The sequence below is a fragment of the Grimontia sp. NTOU-MAR1 genome (assembly GCF_035758505.1).
Lineage (GTDB): Bacteria > Pseudomonadota > Gammaproteobacteria > Enterobacterales > Vibrionaceae > Enterovibrio > Enterovibrio marinus.
On record NZ_CP142108.1, the window covers coordinates 251,279 to 274,195 of the forward strand.

Consider the following 22,917-nt stretch of genomic DNA (forward strand, 5'->3'; position numbering starts at 1 on the left):
TCAGAGTCCTTTTCCATGGACAGCGTTGATAAAGAGTTGGCTGTATTCAGCAGCAGAAAACGGGATTGGATTACCTCCCGCAGATGGGTCGTTGATAGACATCAATCCGATCTTTTCTGCTTCGGAGTCATTAATCCCAATATCAGCCAGTGTGTGGGGTATCTCAAGAGATTCTCGTAATGCCAGTATCCAGCTCAATATGGCATCAGTGCCAGAGCTTTCCAGCGCCAGATAACGAGCCAATCGCTCCATTTTCTCGTCGATTTCGCCGCGATTCGCTTCCAACACGTATGGCATCAGGATGGCATTCAGCAGGCCATGGTGAGCGTTGTACAAAGCGCCAAGTGTGTGGGCGATGGCATGCATAGCACCCAAGCCTTTTTGGAATGCTGTTGCGCCCATGCTGGAAGCAACCAACATTTGCATTCTGGCTTGTTTGTCTGCACCGTTTTCAAAAACAATGGGGAGGTTTTGCTGTACTAAACGGATACCTTCAATGGCGATGCCTTCAGCCATAGGGTGATAGCCTGGGGCACATAGCGCTTCAAGAGAGTGTGACAACGCATCCATCCCGGTGGCTGCAGTGATATGGGGTGGTAGGCCAAGAGTGAGTTCAGGATCCAGAATGACTTTTCCTGGCAGCATCTGAGGGTGAAAGATGATGAGCTTGCGTTTTTCATCTTCTTTAGTGATGACAGATGCGCGACCCACTTCTGAACCTGTACCTGCCGTGGTTGGAATTGCAACGATGGGGGCAATGAGTTCTGGGTCTGCTTGTGCCCAGTTATCGCCCACATCCTCAAACGCCCAAAGTGGTTGAGACTGTTCCGCTGATAGGGCGATGGCTTTCGCGCAATCTAAGGCAGAGCCACCACCTAGTGCAATCACGCCATCATGGGAGCCTTGTTTGAAAGCAATGTTTCCCGATTCGACGTTCTGGCCTGTTGGGTTGCCTTGAACATCACAGAACAGCGCTACAGAGAGTCCTTGCAGTGCGCAAAGGTCTCTTGCCTGTTGCGTCATCGACAGCGCCGCAATGCCAGGGTCGGTGACCAGCAATGGCCGATGCATTCCCAGACTTTTACAAGCTGCTGGCAAGGCTTCTAACGCGCCGATACCGGCTGTCATTGCAGTGGGGTAATTCCAGTTTGATAATGACATGTCCGCTCCTAAACGCGTTTGAAGTGATAAGACTTGGGCCGTGTTAGATGTTCAAACCCAATTTTTGATAGTGTGCATCCCCGTCCACTGTTTTTGACGCCTACCCAAGCCAGACCGGGGTCGAGGTAATCGCAGCGGTTAAGGAAAACGGTGCCGGACTCGGTGCTATCGGCTAATTGCTCGCCGCGATCTTCATCTTCAGTGAAAATCGCTGCGGTCAGACCGAATTCACTCTCATTCATCAAGCGCAAGGCTTCTTCGTCACTGCTGACACGTTGGATGCCTAAAACGGGGCCGAAGGTTTCTTCCGTCATCACCCGCATACTGTGGTCAACGTTAACGAGAAGTTGTGGTGACAAGTAAGGCGTGCCAAGCTGACTAGCTGGGAAATCGGACGCATCAATCAGGGGTTTTGCGCCTTGCAGAACCGCTTCTTCGGTTTGTCCTCGTACAAAGTCAGCAGAAGCGGTGCGAACTAAAGGCCCCATTGTTGTTTTTACTTCGTCTGGTCTTCCCAATTGATATTGATTAACGAGTTTGATGGCAGCGTCGACAACATCGTCATAAACCGCATCATGGACATAAAGCCTCTCCATACCGCAGCATGATTGGCCCGAGTTGAAAAAAGCGCCGTCGATGACAGTGTCAACAGCATTGGGAACATTGGCGTCGTGGCGTATATAGGCTGGGTCTTTTCCGCCAAGCTCCAAACCTGCGCTGATAAAGCGACCTGCAATCGCCTTCTCAACGACTCTGCCGCCAGGCACTGAGCCAGTGAACGCGACATGCCGGATTGAATCGTGTTGCATGACGGATTCGGTATCAGCGTGGGAAAGGTGAAGATATTGGAAAACGCCATCAGGCAAACCTGCCGCTGAGAAGGCTTCAGCCAATCTCTCGGCACATAGTGGTGTTTGGGCAGAGTGCTTAAGCAACACCGTATTTCCGGCTAACAAAGCGGGAACAATGGCATTAACCGCAGTCAGGTAAGGATAATTCCATGGTGCAACGACGAATACTGTACCGAGTGGAACGCGCTTGATGTAACGACGGAAGCCCGCTTTATCAGGTAAAGGCATGGGTGAAAGGGCTTCATGCGCAATGTCTATCATATGCATCGCGCGTTCTTCAAAACCGGCGACTTCCCCTTTGGTATAGGAAATAGGGCGCCCCATCATCCAGGTGATCTCTTCTGAAATTTCATCACCCTTCGCAACAAAACACTCAACGGCTTTGCGGCATAATGCCTGGCGCACCTCAAGTGGCGTGTTTTTCCATGGCGAATAGGCCTTGGAGGCACTTTCCAGTGCGGCATCTATATCGCTTGATGTAGCAAAAGGGCGCTCAACATAAACCGAGCCATCTACGGGTGTAACTGTCTGAAAACGTTCCATGTCTTCACCTAAATAATTTCAAAGTAACGGTCGAGTTCCCAATCGGTCACATGCTTACGGAACTCTCTTTCTTCCCACTCTCTTGATGCAGCGAAGTGTTCAACAAAGGCTTCGCCTAACATGGCTTTGGCGGCCTTGGATTGCTTGAACGATTGTGCGGCCTCCCAGAGTGTGCGGGGCAGTTGGAGTCCTTCGGGATGATCGATTTCATAGGCGTTGCCTACGATGCGGTCCGTTGGTTCCATCTTGTGCTCGATGCCATAAAGACCAGAAGCCAACGCGGCAGCGAGGGCGAGATAAGGATTGGCATCTGCAGCGCCAAGACGGTACTCAATGCGCTGCGATTTATCAGAGCCCGGAATCACACGGAGTGATGTGGTGCGGTTCTCAACGCCCCAGGTCGCATCCGTTGGAGCCCAAAAGCCTGGGATCATTCGGGTGTAGCTATTGACGGTTGGGGCAATCATGCAAAGGAATTGCGGCATCAAAAGCTGTTGACCAGCGAGGAAGTGGCGCTGCACGTCACTCATGTTGAGCTCTGCATCGGGCGCATAAAAGGCACTTTTCCCCGAAGCCCGATCGCGAAGCGAAATGTGAATGTGTCCGCTTTGGCCGGGGTAATCATTGGTCCATTTGGCCATAAAGGTCGCCATCATGTCGTTTTTCTGCGCCAGCACTTTCATGTAGGTTTTGAACAGCGCGGCTTTGTCCGCGGCGTCTTTCGCGTTGTCGACAGTTAGCGCAGCCTCAATGACACCTGGGCCAGTTTCGGAGTGAATACCTTCGATAGGGAAGTCCATGGATTCACCCATGGCGAGAATCGCTTTATACAAGCCTGAGTAAGTAGAGTTACGAATCATCGAGTAACCAAACCAGTCAGGCGTGATCGTTTTCAGGTTGCGGAAGCCTTTTTCACGTGCAGAGTGGGGTGTTTCATCGAAAATGAAGAATTCGTATTCAAGCGCGGCGTAGGCGTCAAACCCCATGTCCGCGGCCTTTTCTAATACACGCCGTAGTGTGGCGCGTGGGCAAACTGCTTCAGCATCACCTGAAAATTCCGCAATGAACAGCAGCATGCCATCCTCATCAAGCACATCGCGGCAGGTGTCAGGAAGAATACGAACCGGGGCATCAGGATAACCTGTGTGCCAGCCAGTGTATTTGGCGTTGTCGTAGAGTTGGTCTTTTACATCCCACCCCAACACCACATCACAGAAAGCAAATCCACCATCCAGCGAAGAGAAGAATTTCTCTTTCGACATGTACTTGCCTCGCATCACGCCATCGTTATCAAACAAACCGACTTTGACGTGAGAGAGCTTCCTTTCTTCAACAATCTTTTTGGCGTCTGCCGCCGTTTTTACTTCACGCGCTTCCATACCCGCTCCTGTTATTTTCGTTACCGGACCGAAAGAAAAACTGCATGCTCCATTTGCTTCTGTTGTTTCAGAAACCCATGAACCTCTATCAACGATAGTTGAAGCATGGGTAAGCAGTAGGTGACTCATCAGTCACTTACGGTTGGTAACGGACTGTAAATTTAACGTAGGCGAGGTATGAAAACTTTTACCACCACAATCACACAGGATGGGATAACACTATTAGGAATTTTAATAGTGTGAATTTGAACGGCTAGTTAGGTGTACTTTCCAATGCGGATTTTTCCATCCAGCCAGGGGTAATGTTGGCGGATTTTGGCAAGGAAATGTTGGCGTAGGATTTTGCAACTTCCATCGGCGAGTTTTTCTGGTAAATCACCAAGCTCATTGCGTCTGGCGATCAAGGTTAAATACCTGAAAAAAGAATCTTTTTCCGGGAGTGGAATGACGCTTATCTGATTACGGAATACCTCGCCTTGAAGAAGGCAAAGTGGCGTAGTTAATGCCCAGCCAAGTCCTTGAGCTACTGCGGAAAGTACCGCAAACGTGTTATCGAGTTGCATACGATCTGGCACGGAAAGACCTTGGTGATGCAGGTAGGTTTCTATTGATTGGCTGATAAGGCTTTGTTCACTGTAGCGAATCATATCCAAATGTTGACTCAATGCGACGAGTGAATGGCAGGTGTCTGGGTATTTTTGCTGGAACTGCTTGGGAACAACCAGAACAAAGGGCTCTTTCAGAATCTGTAGCCGGCGAAGGTCGTCCTGTCTTTCGAGAACATCATCAGAAATAATAATATCAATACTCCGGCTCAAAAGACCTTGCTGGTGGAGATGGGAGTAGCCCGTCATCATGGTCCAGTTCTCTGTGTGTGCTTTAATCACCTCGATCAGCGGCTGTCCTACGGTGGCAGCCAGTGAATCCACCATAGCAATTCGCACCAAGTGCAGACTGTTAAAACTCCCTTTGGTGATGACTTGCTGGGTTTTATAGGCTTGTTCGAGTAGATGAACAGACTGGTCGTAGAAGTAACGCCCGGCAACAGTGAGTTCCACGGGGCGCACACTGCGATCAAGCAATTTCACGCCGAGGCTACTTTCAAGATTGGCGAGGATTTGTGAAACCGAAGATTGGGAAATATCCAGATGCTGTGATGCTGCGGTCATGTTTCCGGTTTTAGCGGTTGCCACAAAAACTTCTAGCGATTTCAGCTCAAAGCCAAGCGTCCCCATCTCACATTCCTTATGATTTTAATCTTCCTTTGAACATCTTAGTCAAGTGATTTGAAATCAGCATGTTGCAGCTATGAGGCGAGAGCGGTGAGGAACAAAAAAAGCCGCTTTCGCGGCTTTCCTTCATGAAGATTAATTCAGGATTTGTTCGGCAAGTTCGAGAAGTTTCGGATAGGCGATGGTGCTTCGAAGAGCCAGTGCTCTCTGTTCTTCTAACACCTCTTGCAGGATGCTTTTGGTGGTGAGCGGGTTTGCCAAAACAACACGGAACACAATTGTTGCACGGTTATCTAAATAGACAGGCGTTAGCGTGGTACGGGAAACAAAGGTGTTCCCTGCTTCACGCTGGTGCTTTTGAATGAAGACCGTCAGATCGTTGAGGCGCTGGTGGAGCACTTCACGTTGGGCGTCATTGGCAACTTCGAACGCTTTCTTAACTGGCTCGGGTACCAAGCGGTAAGTGAGTAGGCAAAGCTCCGGCTCACTCACCACTTCAAAGTCTGGTTGCTCAGCGATAAGTGAAGCAAAGTACTCAGCTTTATCGACGCTTTGATCAATCAGGAGTTCATAACCTTCGCGTCCGATGATATTCAAGCTTGCATACAGCAACATTGCCATACCGCTGCGAGACCCTTCGAGCGTGTGACTGCCTAAATCTTTTGAGCCTTTTCGAAGGATGTAGTTGGCGTGATGTTCAATCGCAGAGACCATAGAAGGGTCTTTGAAAATCACCATGCCTGCACCCATTGGCACGTAAAGTTGTTTGTGCGCATCGATGGTCACCGAATCTGCACGCTCTATGCCTTTGAGCTTCTGGCGTTGGTTGTTGGACATCAAACTTGCACCGCCCCAGGCGGCATCCACATGAAAATGAATGCCTTCGCGCTCAGCAACGTCTGCCATGGCGTCAAGCGGGTCGATATTCCCGGTTTCGGTCGTGCCAGCAACACCAACCAGTGCAAATACCTTGATGTTTTTCGCTTTCAGCTCAGCAACTTTCTCTTCGAGCTTATCAATACGGATGCGGTTGTTTTCGTCCGTTGGAATCGCAACCAGAGACTGGCGTCCAATACCAAGCACGTCAGCAGACTTCTTCAGAGAATAGTGCCCGCGCTCAGAGACCAGAATAGCCAAATCGTCATAGCCGTAGTGGCGCATGGCACGGAACAGGCCCTCTTCAGCCACACCCTTGAATTCACCATCCGCTTTCAAAACTGCGTTGCGGGCGACCCACAGCGCTGTGATATTGGCGACAGTCCCACCAGAACAAAAAGCGCCAAGGGAGTGTTCTGCACTGTGCATCCAGCTTTCGTAGAAGTGCTTGTTGCGATCGTAAATCAGGTTGTGGAGCATGCCCAACACCTGACGTTCCAATGGCGTGAATGCTTTTGATGTTTCGATTTTGACCGTGTTCTGGTTCAGGCCAATCATGATTTTGGACAACGGCATCAGGAAGTAGGGAAGCGCTGATGTCATATGTCCAATGAAACGTGGCGATGAGGTATGTACAGACTGAGCAACCAGTTTATCCAGCAAAAATTCAGTGTGTTCAGAAACGAACGTTGGTTGCTCTGGGATCAACGGATTACTGAAATCTTTTTCGATATCAGTGAGAGACGAATCTGTCGCCGCAATATGATTCTGCAAAAAACGATTCAGGTTTTGGGAAATTTCCTGCTCGATTTTACCCAATGTGGAGTCGGGTGCTTCGGGCACGGTGAAAATACGGTGGAGGCTCTCTAGTGACGCTTCCGCCGTCTTAGTTTCTGTAACCATCCGAGGTTCTTTATTTTCTAATAATGGGCTTTTCTACACGATGTTTAAGCAAGTTACAACACAGGACCTACGTGGGCTTGGTTGATATCAAAGGGTAGAAATTTGGGGGATTGAGAAAAAGGCCAACATTTAGGTGGCCTTTGTGAAGCTTGGCTCGAGGCTGTTATTGCTTATCGCAACTGGTTTCGGCCAGTTTCAACATCGCATCGTTGTACTGAGTCAGCGGCACATCGATTTCTTTAGGGTGGCTTAGTAGAGAAGCGAGTGCTGAGCGAAGATCATAGTTACCTTCGTGTGCTTTACCCTGACGGAACTTAAATACTTTCTTGGCTGCATCTGCGAGTTCGCCTTGGGATGAGCTCAGGGCTTTCACATCTTCTTGAGTAAGACTCAGCCAGGATTCGACTGGCGCATCAAAGTTAAGTTTGGCTGGGTCATTTTCCAGATAGTAGTCAAACGCTTCTTCATTCAGCGTGAAGTGGTTACGACGGCCTTCCAGAAACCATCCTGCAACGCTTTCCAGCTTTGGGTCTTTTTTAATGGTGAGGTCTACGAGATTTTCGTACCAGATGATAGAGGCATCAACATAGTTGTGATACTTCTGGCTAACACAAAGCTTGTCCAGTTGGTCGATGTCTTTCGCAAACGAAACGCCAGGCAACAAAGTGGCAATGAGGATCAGGGCTGAACGACGCATTTTAAAATCCTTTTGGTCGAAGGTTGTTTCTGTGGTGTGGTTGTTTTGGTGTTGACGCTACAGATAGTTTTTATAGCCGTAATGGTAATGTTAGCGACCGAAGAATAAAAACGAAAACTTTCCCTGGAATTAGTGGATTGTCACAATCCAAGCGAGAGATCTCTCAGTTGCTCAGATTGTGACAGATGAAGGGGTTAGCTTTCGATACGTTTTTCAGTTTCTCTATCGAAGAGGTGAATGTTTTTAGCATCAATGGTGAGTGGTAGGGAAGTGTTGTCCTCTACTACCACATGACCTTCGACGCGAAGTGTCATTTGTTGGTCTGAGTCGGCGAGTGTACCGTACACCAGTAGATCGGCACCTAAAGACTCTGTCAGTGTCACCTTCATGGTGAGTTGTTTGTCCTTTGGGTTTTCTGCAATTTGCAGGTGCTCAGGCCGAAGACCAATGAAAAGCTCTTTATCGGAAAGGTTGGAGTCTGCAATTGACTCACCATTGTTCAGAGTGAGTTTTCCACTCATCACTGAGCCTTTAAGAATGTTCATCGACGGGCTACCAATAAAAGTGGCCACAAACAATGATGCTGGTATGTCATAGACTTCCAGAGGCGTGCCAACCTGTTCCACGTCTCCAGCACTCAACACGACTAAGCGATCTGCTAAAGTCATGGCTTCCACTTGATCGTGAGTCACGTAGATAGAAGTGGTATTCAATGAGCGTTGTAGCTTTTTGATTTCCAGCCGCATTTGTACGCGGAGTTTGGCGTCCAGATTCGATAAGGGCTCATCAAACAAAAACGCTTTCGGACGACGCACAATGGCACGTCCCATCGCCACACGTTGACGTTGACCACCAGAAAGCTGAGAAGGTCTGCGGGTCAGCAGATGGTCAAGTTCCAGCATCTTGGCGACCTCGTTGACTGACGTTTCAATCTGGTCTTTTGGGACGCCACGGTTTCTCAGGCCATAAGCCATGTTATTGAACACCGTCATATGCGGATAAAGCGCGTAGTTCTGGAACACCATAGCAATATCTCGTTCGCCGGGTTCTTTTTCGTTTACACGATTACCACCGATGGCAAGCTCACCATCAGAAATAGTTTCCAACCCTGCAATCATGCGAAGCAGGGTAGATTTGCCGCAGCCACTTGGGCCAACCAGCACAATCATTTCGCCATCAGCGATATCCAAATCCACCCCATGAATCGCTTTGAAGCCGTTGGGATAAACTTTTTTAATTTGGTCGAGTGTCATTGTTGCCATTCACGCATCCTCTGTGTGAAGCTGAATTTTTCGTCTTTTATCATTTTTCGGTTTCAACCAGGCCTTTTACGAACAGCCTTTGCATGCCAAGCACCACAAGCACGGGGGGAATCATGGCGAGCAGTGTCGTTGCCATCACCTTGTTCCATTCTACTTCGCCGTCGCCAACGGCCAGCATGCGCTGAATACTCATCACAATGGTGTAGTAGTTGTCTTCAGTGGTGATGAGAAGCGGCCATAGATATTGGTTCCAACCGTAGATAAACGTAATCACAAACAGTGCTGCAATATTGGTTCTTGAGAGCGGCAGGAGAATATCGAAGAAGAACTTAATCGGACCAGCGCCATCTATCCGTGCGGCTTCCAGCAACTCACCCGGCACCGTCATGAAGAACTGGCGGAACAGAAATGTCGCGGTGGCGCTGGCTATCAACGGAATAGTCAGGCCGGACATAGTGTTAAGCATGCTGAGATCTGCAATAACCTGGAAGGTCGGCATAATGCGTACTTCTACTGGCAGCATCAGGGTCATAAAAATCACCCAGAAAGCTAACATACGACCAGGGAAGCGGAAGTACACCACGGCATACGCAGACAAAATGGAAATCGACAGTTTGCCAATAGCAATACCGAGTGCCATTAATGTGGAATTCCATAGCATGCCTGCCACGCTGATATTCAGCTCTCGTGAGGTGCCTTCAGTAAGGATTTCATGGAAAACCTCAAAGCCTCGATCACCGAACCAAAGCGGTGTCATACCACTCACAAACTCTTTACTGTCGTGTGTTGCTGCCGTCAATGCGAGCCAAACAGGCAAGGCGACGGCCAGCACACCCAGAATGAGAATGAAGTGGCTGAAGAATGTCAGTAACGGTCTTCTTTCTACCATCAGTAAGCCACCTTCTTTTCAACGTATTTGAACTGAATGACGGTCAGCACGCCGACCAGAATCATCAGCAGGACAGACTGTGCGGAAGATGAACCTAGGTTCAGCCCGACAAAGCCATCAGCGTAAACTTTATAAACCAGCGTGGTGGTTGAGTCGCCTGGGCCACCTTGTGTCATCGCATGGATAACACCGAAAGTGTCAAAGAAGGCATAAACCAGATTCACGACCAGCAGGAAGAATGAGGTCGGTGAAAGTAGTGGGAACACGATGGTAAAGAATCGTTTCGCCGGACCTGCGCCATCAATGGCTGCCGCTTCAATCAAAGAACGTGGAATGGATTGAAGACCAGCGAGGAAGAACAGGAAGTTGTAACTGATCTGCTTCCAGGTTGCCGCGACGATAACCATAAACATGCCATCCCCTCCGTTGATAAACGGGTTCCAATCAATACCAACTGCTGCCATGGCATGTGCCAACACGCCCACAGTTGGGTTGAACATGAACAGCCATAGCACACCAGCGACGGCGGGAGCGACTGCGTATGGCCAGATGAGCAAGGTTTTATAGGCGGTAGCGCCTTTGATAATGTGGTCAGCCATCACTGCCAGCAACAGCGAGACGACCAGCGCCAGCGCAGCTACGGCAAAGCTGAAGAACAAGGTGGTACCAAATGACGAGAAGTAAGCGCTGTCTTCTAGAAGCTCAAAGAAGTTCTCTAAGCCCACGAATTCGGTGCTTAACCCGAAGGGATCTTCTAATAACGTTGACTGCCAAACTGCCTGTCCCGCCGGCCATAGGAAAAAGATGAAAGTAATGACCAATTGGGGGGCAAGTAGCAGTACGGGCAACCAAACGTTGTGAAAGACGGGTTTGTTATCCATAGCAATCTGCTTATTGTAATTATGTGGTTCAGCGGGGGGATGTCTCCCCCCGGTTTACGGTGAGCGTATTACTTGTTCGCTTTCGCGAATTTTGCCAGCAGTACGTTTCCGCGTTTAACGGCTTTATCCATTGCATCTTGTGCAGAGGTTTCGCCAGACCAAACATTTTCAAGTTCTTCGTTGATCACATCACGGATCTGCACAAAGTTACCCAGACGGACGCCTTTAGAAGCAGGCGTCGGTTCTACAGACGTCATTTGAACAATGGCGACGTCAGTTCCTGGATTTTCATTGTAGAAACCTTGTTTTTTACTGAGGTCGTAAGCCGCGTGAGTGATTGGTAAGTAGCCAGTGAACTGGTGCCAGTCAGCTTGGTTTTCTGCGCTGGACATGAATTTGAAGAACTTAGCGACACCATCATAGTCCTTATTATCATGACCTTGCAGAACCCAAAGGGTCGCACCGCCGATGATGGAGTTTTGTGGCGTTTTGATTTTCGAGGAGTAGTAAGGCAGTGGTGATACACCGAACTCAAAGTCTTTCACGTTACCTTTAATGCCTGCGTATGAAGCCGATGAGTTGATGTACATTGCACACTCACCGCTGTAGAACAGTGGCGCGCTGTCTGAACGGCGACCACCGTATTTAAAGGTGCCGTCTTTTTGCCATTCTGCCAGTTGGGCGATGTGGTCAACGAAGATTTTATCGTTGATCAACAGTTTTGCGTCTGTGCTATCAAAGCCGTTGTTGGCGGTGGCGATAGGTGCATTGTGGCGAGCACCGAAGTTCTCGATTTGTGTCCAAGATTGCCAGCCAGTGGTAAAGCCACACTTCGCGCCGTTTGCTAGCAACTTTTCAGCCACAGCATCCATTTCTTCCCACGTTTTTGGTGGCTCAACGCCAGCTTTTGCAAACAGATCTTTGTTGTAGTAAAGCACTGGGGTAGAGCTGTTAAACGGCATGGAAAGCATGTTGCCGTCACTGTCCGTGTAATAACCGGTTACTGATGCCAAATAGGCGGAAGGGTCAAATTCTGTTTTTGTGTCTTCCATCAGTTGGTAAACCGGATAGATAGCGCCTTTCGCGCCCATCATGGTAGCAGTACCAACTTCAAAAACCTGGACTATCTCCGGTTGCTGTTTCGCACGGAAAGCGGCGACAGCGCCAGTCATTGTTTCAGTGTAATTGCCTTTATAAACCGGTTTTACAACGAACTCACTTTGGCTCGCATTAAACTTATCTGCAATCTCGTTGACCTTTTCACCGAGATTACCTCCCATTGCATGCCACCATTCGATTTCTGTTGTAGCGTAAGATGGGGATGCCAGCAGCAGTGATACAGAGGTGAGTGCTGCTAATTGACCTAGCTTCATGGTTTACTCCTTGTCTGACGAACTTTTTTATGCCAGTACGGCTTTCCATTTCGAAAGTAAGATCGCTCGTTCGAGCGGGAGGGTAGAGCATATGAGCGTTGTGTTACGGTTTTGTTATAGCACTGCGGAGATTGCGTGTCTTCAAGCGAAAATAAAATGTGTGATTTCCCGCCAACTTACAAAGCGTTATAAAGAATAGACAATTGAATTGACAGGATTATTAATTTTCGATGTCGAAAATGCGAATTGTGAGCAAGGTGCTCGAATCAACAGATTAGAGGAGTTGCGCCCAGGTGGTTAAGGGCGCAATAGAGTCACAATTAGAGTTTATCAGCGAGCACTGCCGCGCGGATATGTCGCATAGTCTCGTCAATATCTACATTGTCATCGTTAAAGAAGCGGCTGATGACATCAAACAGCGCAATTTGGGATGCACGGCCAATAGCCATATTGTGGGAAAGGCTGGCAACCAGGTTGTCTGTCGCAGCAGCGCGCAGAAACGCCTGCATAGAGTCTTTCGCGCAGGCATCAAAACCTTCCATGTCGATATCCACACGGACCGGTATAGAGCCTTTACTGAGGTTAAATTCGCGTTGGAAGTCCGGTTCAAGTATCAGCTTAGCCAGCATCTTTTGTGACTCTGTTGTTTGTGAGGCGCCATTTTTGAAGAATACGAAGCTGTCAATGTTGAAAGAAAACTGGTTAGCTGTTCCGGGGGCTGGTATACAAAGGAAGTCCTTTCCTGCTTCTTTTCCTGCTGCGAGGAATTCGCCTTTTGCCCAGTCTCCCATCATCTGCATAGCGGCTTTGCCATTGATCACCAAAGACGTTGTATCGCTCCAGTTCCGCCCTGGAGCATCTGCATCCGTGTATTGCTTCATTCTGCGGAAAACCTTCAGGGTTTCGCGCATTTTTTCACTCGTCAATGCATCACTGTCTTGCTCAATAAAGGCTTGATGGAACACTTCAGTACCCATCACTGACAGTGCTATCAGTTCAAACAGCGTGGTTTCTTGCCAAGGCTCATTACCTAATGCAAGGGGAATGTAGCCAGCGGCTTTTATGTTCTCGGCAACAGCAAAGAAGTCGTCGAGTGTTTGTGGTGGTTGAACACCAACCTTGTTCAAGACGTCTGCGTTCGCCCATAACCAGTTTACGCGGTGAATGTTGAATGGCACTGCCACGTAATGATCATCCACTTTCAAGTAATCACTGACGCGGCGAGGTACCAGTTCGTTCCAGCGTTGTTGTTTGGCTACGTCATCCAAGCTGGCAAGAAATCCCAGCTTTCCCCATTCCTGGATTTCAGGACCTTTTATTTGGGCTGCATCAGGAGGGTTACCTGAAAGGGCACGTATCCGAAGGGTATTAATGGCGCTTTCCCCCGCTCGGCCAGCGACAGCAAAGTCTTTCCATACGTGGCCTTCGTGCTTCATGAGTTCTTTCAAAGTATCAACTGAGCGAGCTTCGCCACCACTTGTCCACCAGTGCAGTACCTCAACGTCGTTGTGGTCGTGTGCCAAAGCGGGCAAGGAAAGGCTTAATGCCAGAAACAGCGATAATATTCTCTTCATAATTCAGGTCCTGGGGAAAGCGATGTCGATTTGCAGACCGCCTTCCTTGCGGTTGGAAAGAATGATTTCACCACCATGAGCGCGAATGATATTTTTTGCGATACCCAAACCGAGCCCCGTACCATGCAAATCCGTGTGTAACCGAAAGTAAGGGTCAAAGACTTTTTTCAGGAACTCTTCCGGAACCCCAGGTCCTTTATCCATCAAAGTAATGTCCAGTGACTTCTCACCGTCATGCACATAAACAGTGACTTCATCACCGTATTTGACGCTGTTTTCGATGAGGTTGGTTAGGCAACGTTTGAAAGCCAGAGGCTTGCAATAGAACGGACGTAACTGCTCTCCGGTAATGTTCACACGCATGCGCTGCTGGTTGTGGACTTCAGCGATACTACTCAGTATTTGAAGCACATCCAGCGCTGTCACATTCTCGTGGATATCTGTATCTTTTACGGTTTGAAGTGCCCCTTTCACCATGATCTCGAGTTCATCGAGGTCTTTGTTAATTTTGGTCGCCTGAACTTCATCATCAATCAACTCTGCACGAAGGCGTAAGCGAGTGATTGGCGTTTTCAAATCGTGCGAGATAGAACCAAACAGCTTTTCCCTGTCGTGCATATAGCGCTGCAGTCGTTTCTGCATCAGGTTAAAAGCACGGGTCACTGTCGTGATCTCGCTGGCACCTTCTTCAACCAGTTCTGGTTGTTCGATGTCTGTACTCAAACGATTTGCTGCCTGTGCGAGTCTTTTTAACGGGCGTGTTTGGTTGCGGATCAACGTGAAGGTGAAGACCAACAGCAGGGTAGTGATCGCGAACAGGAAAACGATTTGGTCTGCGTTAATCAAGTCGTTTTCCAGCGTCACGTATGGAGCAGGCAGAATAGCGGCGATGTATACCCATTGCCCTTCAGTGAGCTCAATTTGTACTACCAGGATCGGTGGGTTTAATGGTTCCAGACTGAGAGTGTGGTGTGCCCAGGATTTCGGGAGGTCAGACAGCAACAAGCTGTTGTTGAGTACTCGCAGTGTTTCAGGACGCGAGAAGTCCACTTTGATTTGGTCGACGTTAGGTAGTTCTTTTTTGAGTACGTTTTCGATGGTGTCTATCGCCTCCAGTTTTGAACGGGTCTCCGGGATTGGCGTAATGTGGATTTCCTCAGTGTTAAACGATACGAAGAATCGCGCACCACCCATATTGCGGAGTTGGTCTAGGGCGATATGACGGTACTCGAGGGGGAGTGACTGGAAGAAAGTGGTGGTGGAAGCAAACATCTGCGCCATGCTTTCGGATGCTGATTTCAAACCTTCCACTTCACGCTCTTTGGACTGCGCATACCAGAAAAAGCTCGCGACGCTCTGTGCGAGGATCACCGATAGTACTGTGAGTAGCAGCGTCCGGGTAAGCAGTGAGCGGGGCCAGAAATAGGATTTTAAATCAAGACTCATAGGTAATGTCTGCGACAAACATGTAGCCGTTGCCACGAACGGTTTTGATGATGGTGGATTGGCGGCCATTATCTTTTAATCGTTGCCGCAAGCGGCTGACTTGAACATCAATACCACGTTCTTGTGGTTGAGCATCACGGCCGCGTGTTGCGTTGGAAATCGCGTTTCTGTCCATCAGCGTGTTTGGATTTTCAATAAACATCATTAAAAGAGCAAAGTCAGCGGAAGTCATTTCTACTTCTTGGCCGGTGACCTGATGGTTTAAACGTTGGGTCACGGGGTCCAGACGCCATTGTGCAAATCGAATGCCTTTCGGCTTGGACATGGTAGTTTCCTGCAACTGTTGCGTTCTGCGGAGCAGGGCACGGATACGGGCGACCAATTGGCGTGGGCTGAAAGGTTTTGCGATGTAGTCGTCTGCACCCAGTTCCAAACCGATGATTTGGTCTGTTTCGTCTGATACGGCGGTCAGCATAATGATGGGTACGCTTGAATCTTGACGAACGTACTTACATAGGGTGAACCCATCATCGCCTGGGAGCATAATGTCGAGAAGAATAAGGTCAGGGTACTGAACAGCCAGCTTGGCTTTCATTTCCTGTCCGTTTTGCGCGGTTGTCACATCATATCCGGCTTTAGACAGATATTCTTGAAGCAGCTCGCGGATTTCTAAATCGTCATCCACCACCAGAATCCGCTTCTGATTAACCATGAAAGGCCTTCCCCTGATACTTCTACAACTAGTTAAACAGCTTTTTATTATCTAAGAGAATAAGTCCTCTTTCTAGCGCATGTTGACCAAATAGGGTGCATGGGATCAAACAAATGGTTAAATGAACAAAAAAGAACCCCGGTATTTGCCGGGGTTCATGTCTTTCTGGGTTCGGATTACTTATCCGCCTTCATTGCACGGCTGATGCAATAAGCTGCGCCGCCCCAGGTAATGCCGAAGCCAATCAGCATCATAATGATTGCACTTGTTGTCATACGTTTGTCTCCTGTGCATCGTTCTCCGCTGAATCCTTAGCAGGACGCGACACGATGTTGACGATGATACCTACAATAGCCAGTGCTGCAGTCAGGCCCCAGCCCAGCATCAACAGGTCGCTTTGCTCGTAACCGCCATAACCTTCTTTGAATGTGTTAACCAGATTGGTACCGACGATCCAAGCCAGCATCAGTGGGCTAACGAAACGTACACACACTTCTAGCCATGCACCGACAGAGAACTCAGAAACTTTGTTTACGTGGTCACGGATGTCAGACACTTTAATCAACCAACCTAAGATAACTAGTTCAATCAAGCAGCTCGCCAGCAAGGCAACATTGTTCATGAAGTAGTCAACCAAATCGAGCAGCAACAGACCGCCGTTGGTTGCAAACGCCATAGAAACTGCGAAGCCGGTACCACAAACTACAGAGGCTGCTACTTTACGGCTGATGTTTAGCTTGTCGATGATGGCTGAAGTTACGGCCTCAATGATTGAGATGTGCGAGCTCAGACCGGCGACAACCAGCGCCAAGAATAGCAGTGGGCCAATAATGTATGGTGCTGGAAGCAAGTTAATCGCCTGAGGAAGGGTGATAAACGCCAGACCAACACCGCCGCCAACCACTTCCGTTACTGCTTTACCTTGCTCTTGTGCCATATAGCCCAAGATAGAGAAGATAAGTACACCGGCCAGAATCGAGAAACCACAGTTGATTAGAACGGTCATGAACGCATTGTTCGTGACGTCAGACTTCTTCGGTAGGTAGCTCGAGTAAGCCAGCATGATGGCGAAGCCAACAGAAAGAGTGAAGAAAATCTGTCCGTAAGCTGCAGACCAAACTTTCGCGTCAGTCAGTTTGCTGAAGTCAGGCGTGAACAGGTAGTTCAAACCTTCTACCGCACCTGGCAGGAATGCAACACGTGCAATCAACAACAGAACCATGATGAAGAGCACAGGCATCAAGATCTTGTTTGCGCGCTCGATACCGCCTTTTACGCCCGTAAATACAGCAGCAAAAGTGATAGCCCATGCAATGGCCATCGGAATTGCAATGTGGAGCTGCCAACTGCCCAGATTACTTGGCGAATTCTCCCCGAGTTTCAGGTATTCGCTGAAGAAGAAGGCATTGGTGTCTGTCCCCCAGCTTTGGTCAAATGCAAAGCCGATATAAGACATTGCCCAGCCGATAACTGCCACGTAGTAAACCGCGATAACAGCAGCGATACCGACCTGGAACCAGCCTAGCCATTCGAACTTAGTATTTAGTTTTGAAAAGACAATCGGCGCAGAACCACGAAGTTTATGGCCAAGACCAAACTCCATGATCATAAATGGGATACCTGCAGTAAGCATGGCAAAAAGATAAGGAACAAAAAATGCGCCGCCGCCGTTTTCGTAAGCCATATACGGGAAACGCCAGATGTTCCCCAAGCCGATTGCGGAGCCTACTGCCGCCAGGATAAATCCTGCGCGAGAGCCCCAGACTTCTCTAGTCATAACTTCTCCTTGTTGTTGATTGCACCCGCTTTTTTTATGCGTAGACAACAAATTGTAGTCTTCGCTGTGTTATCAGCGGCTATCTAAGTGAACAGAATTGAGTGTATTTGTTGCTGTTCTGGAAGCGCGTGGTGCAGGTGCTAATTCAACCATGTTGTGTTTGGAATTTTTCCCGTCACTTAAGCGAAACAATCTTCTGCCTGTGAGGTTAATGGCAGATTAAGCATTGGTAATATCTAAATCAATAGCGCAAATCTCTTATTTTTATGCTGTATTTATTGCGATGATTCCGCATATTTTGCTGTTGACGGTGTGTTTCTGATTGTAAATAAACTATTACCAGTGTATTGGTCTATTGATAACTTATCTGTTAGCAGAAAGTTGTGAAGTGTTTTTTCTGTTCGTTTGGGTGAAAAGTGAACAAAAGTGCGTGTAAGTTTGAATAACCACTATAAGTGTAAGAAAAAACACCTATTCGTAGCCTCAAATATGACATATCGGCATTATCAAGACTAGATAGTACAGATTATTAGTCATTCTAGGTTGTACAAAAAATGCATAAAAACATAATGTTAATATATTACCGTAAGGAAAATTATAGTTAATAAAATGTTATTAAATGAAAAAAACCAAGAGCCAAATAACTAACGATAAAAGTAGTCAATATCACTGGATCAATACATGTTTATTCATGAGTTTTGTGCTTGCAAGTTGTGACAAAGTTTTTCACGAACACGCTTTTTCTTCAGGAGAAGATTCTGCTAACTCTTGATATGTAGGGTTTTTGCTTTACGTCACAAAATGAAACATTTGATTCGCCTTTGAAACGATCTTAGATTGGGAACTGAATATTGAGGCTTGCGGTGGTAACTTCTATACATTAAGGATATGTAATGTGAGTGTTACCGCAAGGAGCAGAAAAATGGACACTAACTTGAAAATCGCACTATTCACCGCTTGCTGCGCACTTAGCGGGATCCTAACTTTTGCTACTGTGGCGATTGTCTTTTCTTAGCGCTCAATTTGTATAAAAGTATTGGCTCTGTACGAGTGAGTAAGCCTAAAATAGCGCGAATTCATTGATTACACCGAGAGGTGCTTGTGCAGAGCCCAAAAGACACTGATCTTACAGCGTCTTTTCCGTCCAAAAGTGTTTCGGCAACTCCTACCCCAACCCAAACTAAAGGACGAAAAAAACGTATTGCTCTTGTTGCTCAGGGTGGTGGGCAACGTGGCGTTTTCACTTCCGGCGTATTAGATAGCTTTCTTGATGCTGGTTTTGATCCTTTTGAACTCTACATCGGCACTTCTGCTGGTGCGCTGAATCTCGCTTCATATATCACTCGCCAGTATGGTTTTGGTCATCATTTCATCACCCAATATACAACTCAAGATCGCTTCTTCAATCTTATGAAATATGTGCGTCGCCAGCAGTTTATGGATTTGGACTGGGCGCTTGAAATGGCGTGTCCAGATCACCCAGAAGGGCTGCGCGTTGAAAACGCACGTGACACCCTCGTAAACCGCACAGCCTACGCTTGTGCAACAAATAGTCACACACTGGAGCCAAACTTCTTCCGTATGTTTGAAGATGACTGGTTGAATGTAATGAAGGCAACTTGTGCGATCCCTATGCTTTATCCCAAGGCGATTCGTATTGCAGATCAATTTTATGTTGATGGTGGAGTAACAGGAGCAATACCTGCTAGAGAAGCTTTCAACCGGGGTGCTGATATCATTGTGGTCATTCGCACAGAACCTGTTGCGGTAGATAAAACGCTGATGAGCGCGGTACTTACTGAGAATTTCCGTGGGCGCATGGAAAAAAGACTTCCAGACTACCTGGCACGGCTCAATATAGAAGATCGTATTGAAAAGCTATCAGAGTTCCATCACCAGCTTGCGCACCGATTGGAAGGGATCAGGGAGCGTTACCGAGATAAAGCGCCTGAGCCTCTGTGGCAGAAATTCAGAGAGATGATACATCAGAAAAATCAGAACGGGGGCCGTTGGTTGTTTGGCGGCGATTCTATCTATCGTCTTCATGCTTTGACCGGGCAAAAACTTAATGCGGACATGTTAGAGATGCTGACTAGGCACTTTCAGACTTACCAAGATGCCATTGAGTTTATGTCTCATCCGCCGGTACGGACAGAGCTCATTCAACTGGCTCCTAAACAGCCACTATCGAGCAGTGCACTGCTTAGTAAGCCCTTCCAGCTTGAACACGACTATCAGGATGGCCTGGTAACCGGCCGTCTATTTGTTGATGAATATGCGGCAATGCTCAGTGAAGTTTCGACGGTAACGCGCTAACTTATAAAAACTACTGTACTTTCAAGGAAGAAAGATTGACCGAATTTGAAAAAATGCAGCACGGGATGCCATACAGCCCTGTTGATCCTGAGCTTACCCAGTTCCGTTATGCCTCGAGGAGGCTTTGCCAACAGTTCAATACGATTGACCCCGCGGATGTTGATGCCCATGAAATGCTCATTACCAAACTGTTTGCGATTCGGGGAAAAGGCGTTGTGGTTGAAGCGCCTTTCACTTGCTCCTACGGAATGAACGTCAATGTGGGCAATAACGTCGCGTTTGGACCAAATTGCACCATTATCGACAGTGGACACGTAGAAATAGGCAATAACGTGTTGATTGGTCCGGGAGTAGGGATCTACACGATTATACAAGGCCTGCTGCCTTTGGAAGTACTTGATGGTGAGATGGAGATTTCTTTGCCTATAATTATTGGCAACAACGTCGTTATTGGTGGCAACAGTGTTATCAAAGCGGGTGTTTCGATAGGCGAAGGAGTCGTTATCGAAGCGGGTTCTGTGGTGGAGGGTGATATCGAGCCCTTCTCCGTTGTGTCCGGAAACCCAGCAGCCGTGATTCGTCGCCTCCGTTGATGGGTTGGCAGTGTTATCAGAGTTCTGTTACGATTGCCCGCCACGACAGTAGAAATGTTATATTATAACAATTTCATAGAGACGGTGTTGATATGTATCCGGCGTTCAGACAGTTAGCGGCTCAATCCGGATATACAGGGCAGTAAAATTCGGTATCCCCGAATTAAAAAGAGAATTGCAGTCGATGGCAAAAATTAGAGCAAGAGTCCCATTGAAGGTGGGTGTAGGGAGTAAAATTCCTGCAGAAATACTTTCGTTCGAAGGTTTGGGCTCGGAAAAAGAGCACGTCGCTATTATCTTCAAATGTGCAGATCAGAAGCAAGGAGCTCCACTGGTCAGAATGCATTCAGAATGCCTCACAGGCGATGTATTCCATTCCTCACGCTGCGATTGTGGCGAACAACTCGAAGAAACCATCCAGAAAATGGGCGAAGAGGGTGGGATTATTCTCTATCTTCGTCAGGAAGGCCGTGGTATCGGCCTATACAACAAACTGGATGCTTACAGGCTTCAGAGCGAAGGGATGAATACTTACGAAGCAAACAATCACCTAGGTTTTCCGGATGACTTACGCACGTTTGAAGACGCTGCAGACATGCTGAAAGCACTAGATGTGAATGCGATTCGCCTTATCACCAACAATCCAAAGAAGATTCGTGAGATTCAGGACCACGGTATCAAGTTGGAGGGTGTTGTTGGGACTCAGGCCCACGTCAAAGAGGGAAATGAAATGTACCTGAAGGCGAAGGTATCACACGGCAAGCACAAATTGACGATCGATTAAGTTCGACCAGAGTCAATACCAAAAAGCAGCGTTCAGTCGCTGCTTTTTTGATCTTTATTGTCCGTTCTCATTTTTATTCTGGGTTAACGAATACTCAGGCAAATCAATAGCTGTAGTGTTGCATTAGAATAACTAATCCTTTCTATGATTTCTTATCGTGCGTAAATCACGTTTTATTAGTTGTTAGAACCTCACCTCACCACTAAACTCTCCGAAAAATAAGGGGCAGTGGCATTCTTAGCATTAGATATCTTTTTTCTTGTCCGCTCCCTCACATAAAAGATTCTTAACGATTATTTGCTTTCGGGAGTGCAGGTTGTGTCTTCGGCAACGCCTTTATCCAAAATTTTACTCATGATTATCATCTTGGCCGCTGTAGGTCAGATGACACAAACCATGTATGTGCCTTCAATGGCAATGATGGCTGAAAGTTTTGCTGTGCCCCCAGCTTGGCTTCAAGCTGTTATGGCGTGCTACCTTATCCCTTATGGACTTTCCCAGTTTATCTATGGTCCCCTGTCTGATCGCTTTGGCCGTAAGCCCGTTATTCTGGTGGGTTTGGCGATCTATATTGCTGGTACGATTGTCACTCTGACGGCAGGCAGCTTTAGCATTTTCTTGTTGGGCAGCGTTATTCAGGGCGCGGGTATTGGATGTGGTGGCGCGATGGCGCGCACATTGACTCGTGACTGTTTCGATGGAAGCCGCCTGCACAAAGCGAACAGCCTGGTTAGCATTGGCCTGATTTTTTCACCGTTGATGGCACCTGTGATTGGCGGATTGCTTAGCTCGTATTTCAGTTGGCAAGCAAGCTACGCATTTCTGTTTGCTTTGGCTGTTGTGGTTTATCTGGTTATGTCACTCTACTTTAAGGAAACGCTGCCAGCGGACGCTCGCCGTAAGGACTCGGTGCTGAAAAGCTATCACCATGTGATGAGTAACCGACAGTTCCAAGGTTACCTGATTTGCCTGATTGCTGTTTTCTCCGGTATTTCAGTGTTTGAAGCTGCAGCGGGTGTATTGCTGGGAAGTACATTAGGTCTTAGTGCTACGAAAGTTAGCCTGTTGTTTGTGCTGCCACTGCCAGGCTTTATGGCGGGTTCATGGCTTTCTAGTGTGATTGAACAGCGGCTGTCTTCAGGTAAATCGCTATTAGTGGGGTCAGTCATTCTGTTCATGGGAGCGTTGACTGTGGTAATTCCGGGCTATTTTGCCACCGTTACCGTAGAAACCCTGATTGGTGGAGCATTTGTTTACTTCATGGGCGCGGGCTTATTGTTCCCAGCTGCAACAACTGGTGCTATTTCACCCTTCCCACGCCATGCGGGCACCGCGGGTGCTGTCATGGGAGGCGTGCAAAACATGGCTGCGGGTGTATTTACGCTATTGGCCGCTCAGATGAATGTGAACGATCAGTTCTCTCTGGGCGCAATTTTGCTGGCAATGGCCGTAGTTTCGGGGCTTGGTTTGCTACTGTGTCGTCGCCAGAAAGTGGCGCCAGATACACCCGTTACAGCATAGTGTTGTGGCTTGGATATAAATACGACCAATTAAGTAAAAAGGCGGCTGATCCAACAGGATCTCCCGCTTTTTCTATCTTGACTGGGGTTGATTTAGATCAAGTTAAGTATGATGCATATAAATATATATACATAATATTTGCGACAT

20 protein-coding genes are annotated in these 22,917 nt (G+C 47.9%); 5 read left to right on the plus strand and 15 right to left on the minus strand.

The features are described from left to right. The 15 genes from VP504_RS01210 to VP504_RS01280 all read right to left on the minus strand — a co-directional run bounded on the left by VP504_RS01210 (window position 1) and on the right by VP504_RS01280 (window position 17,556). Window positions 1–1,161, minus strand: a complete 1,161-nt coding sequence (locus VP504_RS01210; RefSeq protein WP_325892551.1) for an iron-containing alcohol dehydrogenase — start codon at window positions 1,159–1,161, stop codon at window positions 1–3. An 8-nt stretch (window positions 1,162–1,169) separates the two neighbouring features. Next, window positions 1,170–2,555: an aldehyde dehydrogenase family protein gene (locus tag VP504_RS01215; RefSeq protein ID WP_325892552.1), complete on the minus strand. Its 1,386-nt coding sequence runs from the start codon at window positions 2,553–2,555 to the stop codon at window positions 1,170–1,172. A gap of 8 nt (window positions 2,556–2,563) precedes the next feature. Then, the gene (locus VP504_RS01220) at window positions 2,564–3,934 is read right to left on the minus strand and encodes a glutamine synthetase family protein (protein ID WP_325892553.1); all 1,371 of its coding nucleotides are present in this window, start codon (window positions 3,932–3,934) and stop codon (window positions 2,564–2,566) included. A gap of 257 nt (window positions 3,935–4,191) precedes the next feature. Then, complete coding sequence (locus tag VP504_RS01225) at window positions 4,192–5,169, minus strand: LysR family transcriptional regulator (protein ID WP_325892554.1); 978 nt, start codon at window positions 5,167–5,169, stop codon at window positions 4,192–4,194. 132 nt (window positions 5,170–5,301) lie between these two features. Further along, a complete protein-coding gene (gene panP, locus VP504_RS01230; protein ID WP_325892555.1) occupies window positions 5,302–6,945 on the minus strand; it encodes a pyridoxal-dependent aspartate 1-decarboxylase PanP in 1,644 nt (547 codons plus the stop codon). Window positions 6,946–7,108: 163 nt separating this feature from the next. After that, on the minus strand, window positions 7,109–7,642 hold the full coding sequence (locus tag VP504_RS01235) for a hypothetical protein (protein WP_325892557.1): 534 nt from the start codon (window positions 7,640–7,642) through the stop codon (window positions 7,109–7,111). Window positions 7,643–7,836: 194 nt separating this feature from the next. Beyond that, entirely contained in the window at window positions 7,837–8,904 is a 1,068-nt protein-coding gene (gene ugpC / locus VP504_RS01240) for a sn-glycerol-3-phosphate ABC transporter ATP-binding protein UgpC (protein ID WP_325892558.1), read from the minus strand. Between the two features lie 40 nt (window positions 8,905–8,944). Next, a complete protein-coding gene (gene ugpE / locus VP504_RS01245) occupies window positions 8,945–9,793 on the minus strand; it encodes a sn-glycerol-3-phosphate ABC transporter permease UgpE (RefSeq protein WP_325892560.1) in 849 nt (282 codons plus the stop codon). Further along, window positions 9,793–10,674: a sn-glycerol-3-phosphate ABC transporter permease UgpA gene (gene ugpA / locus VP504_RS01250; RefSeq protein ID WP_325892562.1), complete on the minus strand. Its 882-nt coding sequence runs from the start codon at window positions 10,672–10,674 to the stop codon at window positions 9,793–9,795. Before ugpA ends, ugpE begins: the two co-directional genes overlap by 1 nt. 68 nt (window positions 10,675–10,742) lie before the next feature. Then, complete coding sequence (gene ugpB / locus VP504_RS01255; RefSeq protein ID WP_325892563.1) at window positions 10,743–12,047, minus strand: sn-glycerol-3-phosphate ABC transporter substrate-binding protein UgpB; 1,305 nt, start codon at window positions 12,045–12,047, stop codon at window positions 10,743–10,745. 320 nt (window positions 12,048–12,367) lie between these two features. Next, window positions 12,368–13,621 (minus strand): ABC transporter substrate-binding protein, encoded by a 1,254-nt coding sequence (locus VP504_RS01260; protein ID WP_325892564.1) that lies wholly within the window; start codon window positions 13,619–13,621, stop codon window positions 12,368–12,370. Between the two features lie 3 nt (window positions 13,622–13,624). Beyond that, window positions 13,625–15,067 carry an ATP-binding protein gene (locus VP504_RS01265; protein WP_325892565.1) on the minus strand — a complete coding sequence of 481 codons (1,443 nt, stop codon included), beginning with the start codon at window positions 15,065–15,067 and terminating at the stop codon, window positions 13,625–13,627. Beyond that, window positions 15,057–15,779 carry a response regulator gene (locus tag VP504_RS01270; RefSeq protein WP_062709418.1) on the minus strand — a complete coding sequence of 241 codons (723 nt, stop codon included), beginning with the start codon at window positions 15,777–15,779 and terminating at the stop codon, window positions 15,057–15,059. The genes VP504_RS01265 and VP504_RS01270 overlap by 11 nt, the downstream gene beginning before the upstream one ends. A gap of 176 nt (window positions 15,780–15,955) precedes the next feature. Beyond that, window positions 15,956–16,054: a MetS family NSS transporter small subunit gene (locus VP504_RS01275; RefSeq protein WP_157515575.1), complete on the minus strand. Its 99-nt coding sequence runs from the start codon at window positions 16,052–16,054 to the stop codon at window positions 15,956–15,958. Beyond that, window positions 16,051–17,556 carry a sodium-dependent transporter gene (locus VP504_RS01280; RefSeq protein WP_325892566.1) on the minus strand — a complete coding sequence of 502 codons (1,506 nt, stop codon included), beginning with the start codon at window positions 17,554–17,556 and terminating at the stop codon, window positions 16,051–16,053. Before VP504_RS01280 ends, VP504_RS01275 begins: the two co-directional genes overlap by 4 nt. A 922-nt stretch (window positions 17,557–18,478) precedes the next feature. Between VP504_RS01280 and cydH the strand changes: the two genes are divergently transcribed. From cydH to emrD, 5 genes are all read left to right on the plus strand, one after another. Further along, on the plus strand, window positions 18,479–18,571 hold the full coding sequence (gene cydH, locus VP504_RS25555) for a cytochrome bd-I oxidase subunit CydH (protein WP_157515573.1): 93 nt from the start codon (window positions 18,479–18,481) through the stop codon (window positions 18,569–18,571). A gap of 86 nt (window positions 18,572–18,657) precedes the next feature. Next, window positions 18,658–19,872, plus strand: a complete 1,215-nt coding sequence (locus VP504_RS01285) for a patatin-like phospholipase family protein (protein WP_325892567.1) — start codon at window positions 18,658–18,660, stop codon at window positions 19,870–19,872. 35 nt (window positions 19,873–19,907) lie between these two features. Further along, entirely contained in the window at window positions 19,908–20,465 is a 558-nt protein-coding gene (locus tag VP504_RS01290; RefSeq protein WP_325892569.1) for a sugar O-acetyltransferase, read from the plus strand. A 184-nt stretch (window positions 20,466–20,649) separates the two neighbouring features. Next, on the plus strand, window positions 20,650–21,249 hold the full coding sequence (locus tag VP504_RS01295) for a GTP cyclohydrolase II (RefSeq protein WP_325892570.1): 600 nt from the start codon (window positions 20,650–20,652) through the stop codon (window positions 21,247–21,249). A 354-nt stretch (window positions 21,250–21,603) separates the two neighbouring features. After that, entirely contained in the window at window positions 21,604–22,770 is a 1,167-nt protein-coding gene (emrD, locus tag VP504_RS01300) for a multidrug efflux MFS transporter EmrD (RefSeq protein WP_325892572.1), read from the plus strand. The last annotated feature ends 147 nt before the right edge of the window (window positions 22,771–22,917 follow it).

Coding starts and splice junctions, on each gene's coding strand:
- panP (WP_325892555.1), bottom strand. CDS start 6,945: ATGGTTACAGAAACTAAGACGGCGGAAGCGTCACTAGAGAGCCTCCAC.
- ugpE (WP_325892560.1), bottom strand. CDS start 9,793: ATGGTAGAAAGAAGACCGTTACTGACATTCTTCAGCCACTTCATTCTC.
- emrD (WP_325892572.1), top strand. CDS start 21,604: ATGATTATCATCTTGGCCGCTGTAGGTCAGATGACACAAACCATGTAT.
- VP504_RS01235 (WP_325892557.1), bottom strand. CDS start 7,642: ATGCGTCGTTCAGCCCTGATCCTCATTGCCACTTTGTTGCCTGGCGTT.
- VP504_RS01210 (WP_325892551.1), bottom strand. CDS start 1,161: ATGTCATTATCAAACTGGAATTACCCCACTGCAATGACAGCCGGTATC.
- VP504_RS01225 (WP_325892554.1), bottom strand. CDS start 5,169: ATGGGGACGCTTGGCTTTGAGCTGAAATCGCTAGAAGTTTTTGTGGCA.
- ugpA (WP_325892562.1), bottom strand. CDS start 10,674: ATGGATAACAAACCCGTCTTTCACAACGTTTGGTTGCCCGTACTGCTA.
- VP504_RS01265 (WP_325892565.1), bottom strand. CDS start 15,067: ATGAGTCTTGATTTAAAATCCTATTTCTGGCCCCGCTCACTGCTTACC.
- ugpB (WP_325892563.1), bottom strand. CDS start 12,047: ATGAAGCTAGGTCAATTAGCAGCACTCACCTCTGTATCACTGCTGCTG.
- VP504_RS01280 (WP_325892566.1), bottom strand. CDS start 17,556: ATGACTAGAGAAGTCTGGGGCTCTCGCGCAGGATTTATCCTGGCGGCA.
- cydH (WP_157515573.1), top strand. CDS start 18,479: ATGGACACTAACTTGAAAATCGCACTATTCACCGCTTGCTGCGCACTT.
- VP504_RS01220 (WP_325892553.1), bottom strand. CDS start 3,934: ATGGAAGCGCGTGAAGTAAAAACGGCGGCAGACGCCAAAAAGATTGTT.
- ugpC (WP_325892558.1), bottom strand. CDS start 8,904: ATGGCAACAATGACACTCGACCAAATTAAAAAAGTTTATCCCAACGGC.
- VP504_RS01275 (WP_157515575.1), bottom strand. CDS start 16,054: ATGACAACAAGTGCAATCATTATGATGCTGATTGGCTTCGGCATTACC.
- VP504_RS01295 (WP_325892570.1), top strand. CDS start 20,650: ATGGCAAAAATTAGAGCAAGAGTCCCATTGAAGGTGGGTGTAGGGAGT.
- VP504_RS01270 (WP_062709418.1), bottom strand. CDS start 15,779: ATGGTTAATCAGAAGCGGATTCTGGTGGTGGATGACGATTTAGAAATC.
- VP504_RS01260 (WP_325892564.1), bottom strand. CDS start 13,621: ATGAAGAGAATATTATCGCTGTTTCTGGCATTAAGCCTTTCCTTGCCC.
- VP504_RS01215 (WP_325892552.1), bottom strand. CDS start 2,555: ATGGAACGTTTTCAGACAGTTACACCCGTAGATGGCTCGGTTTATGTT.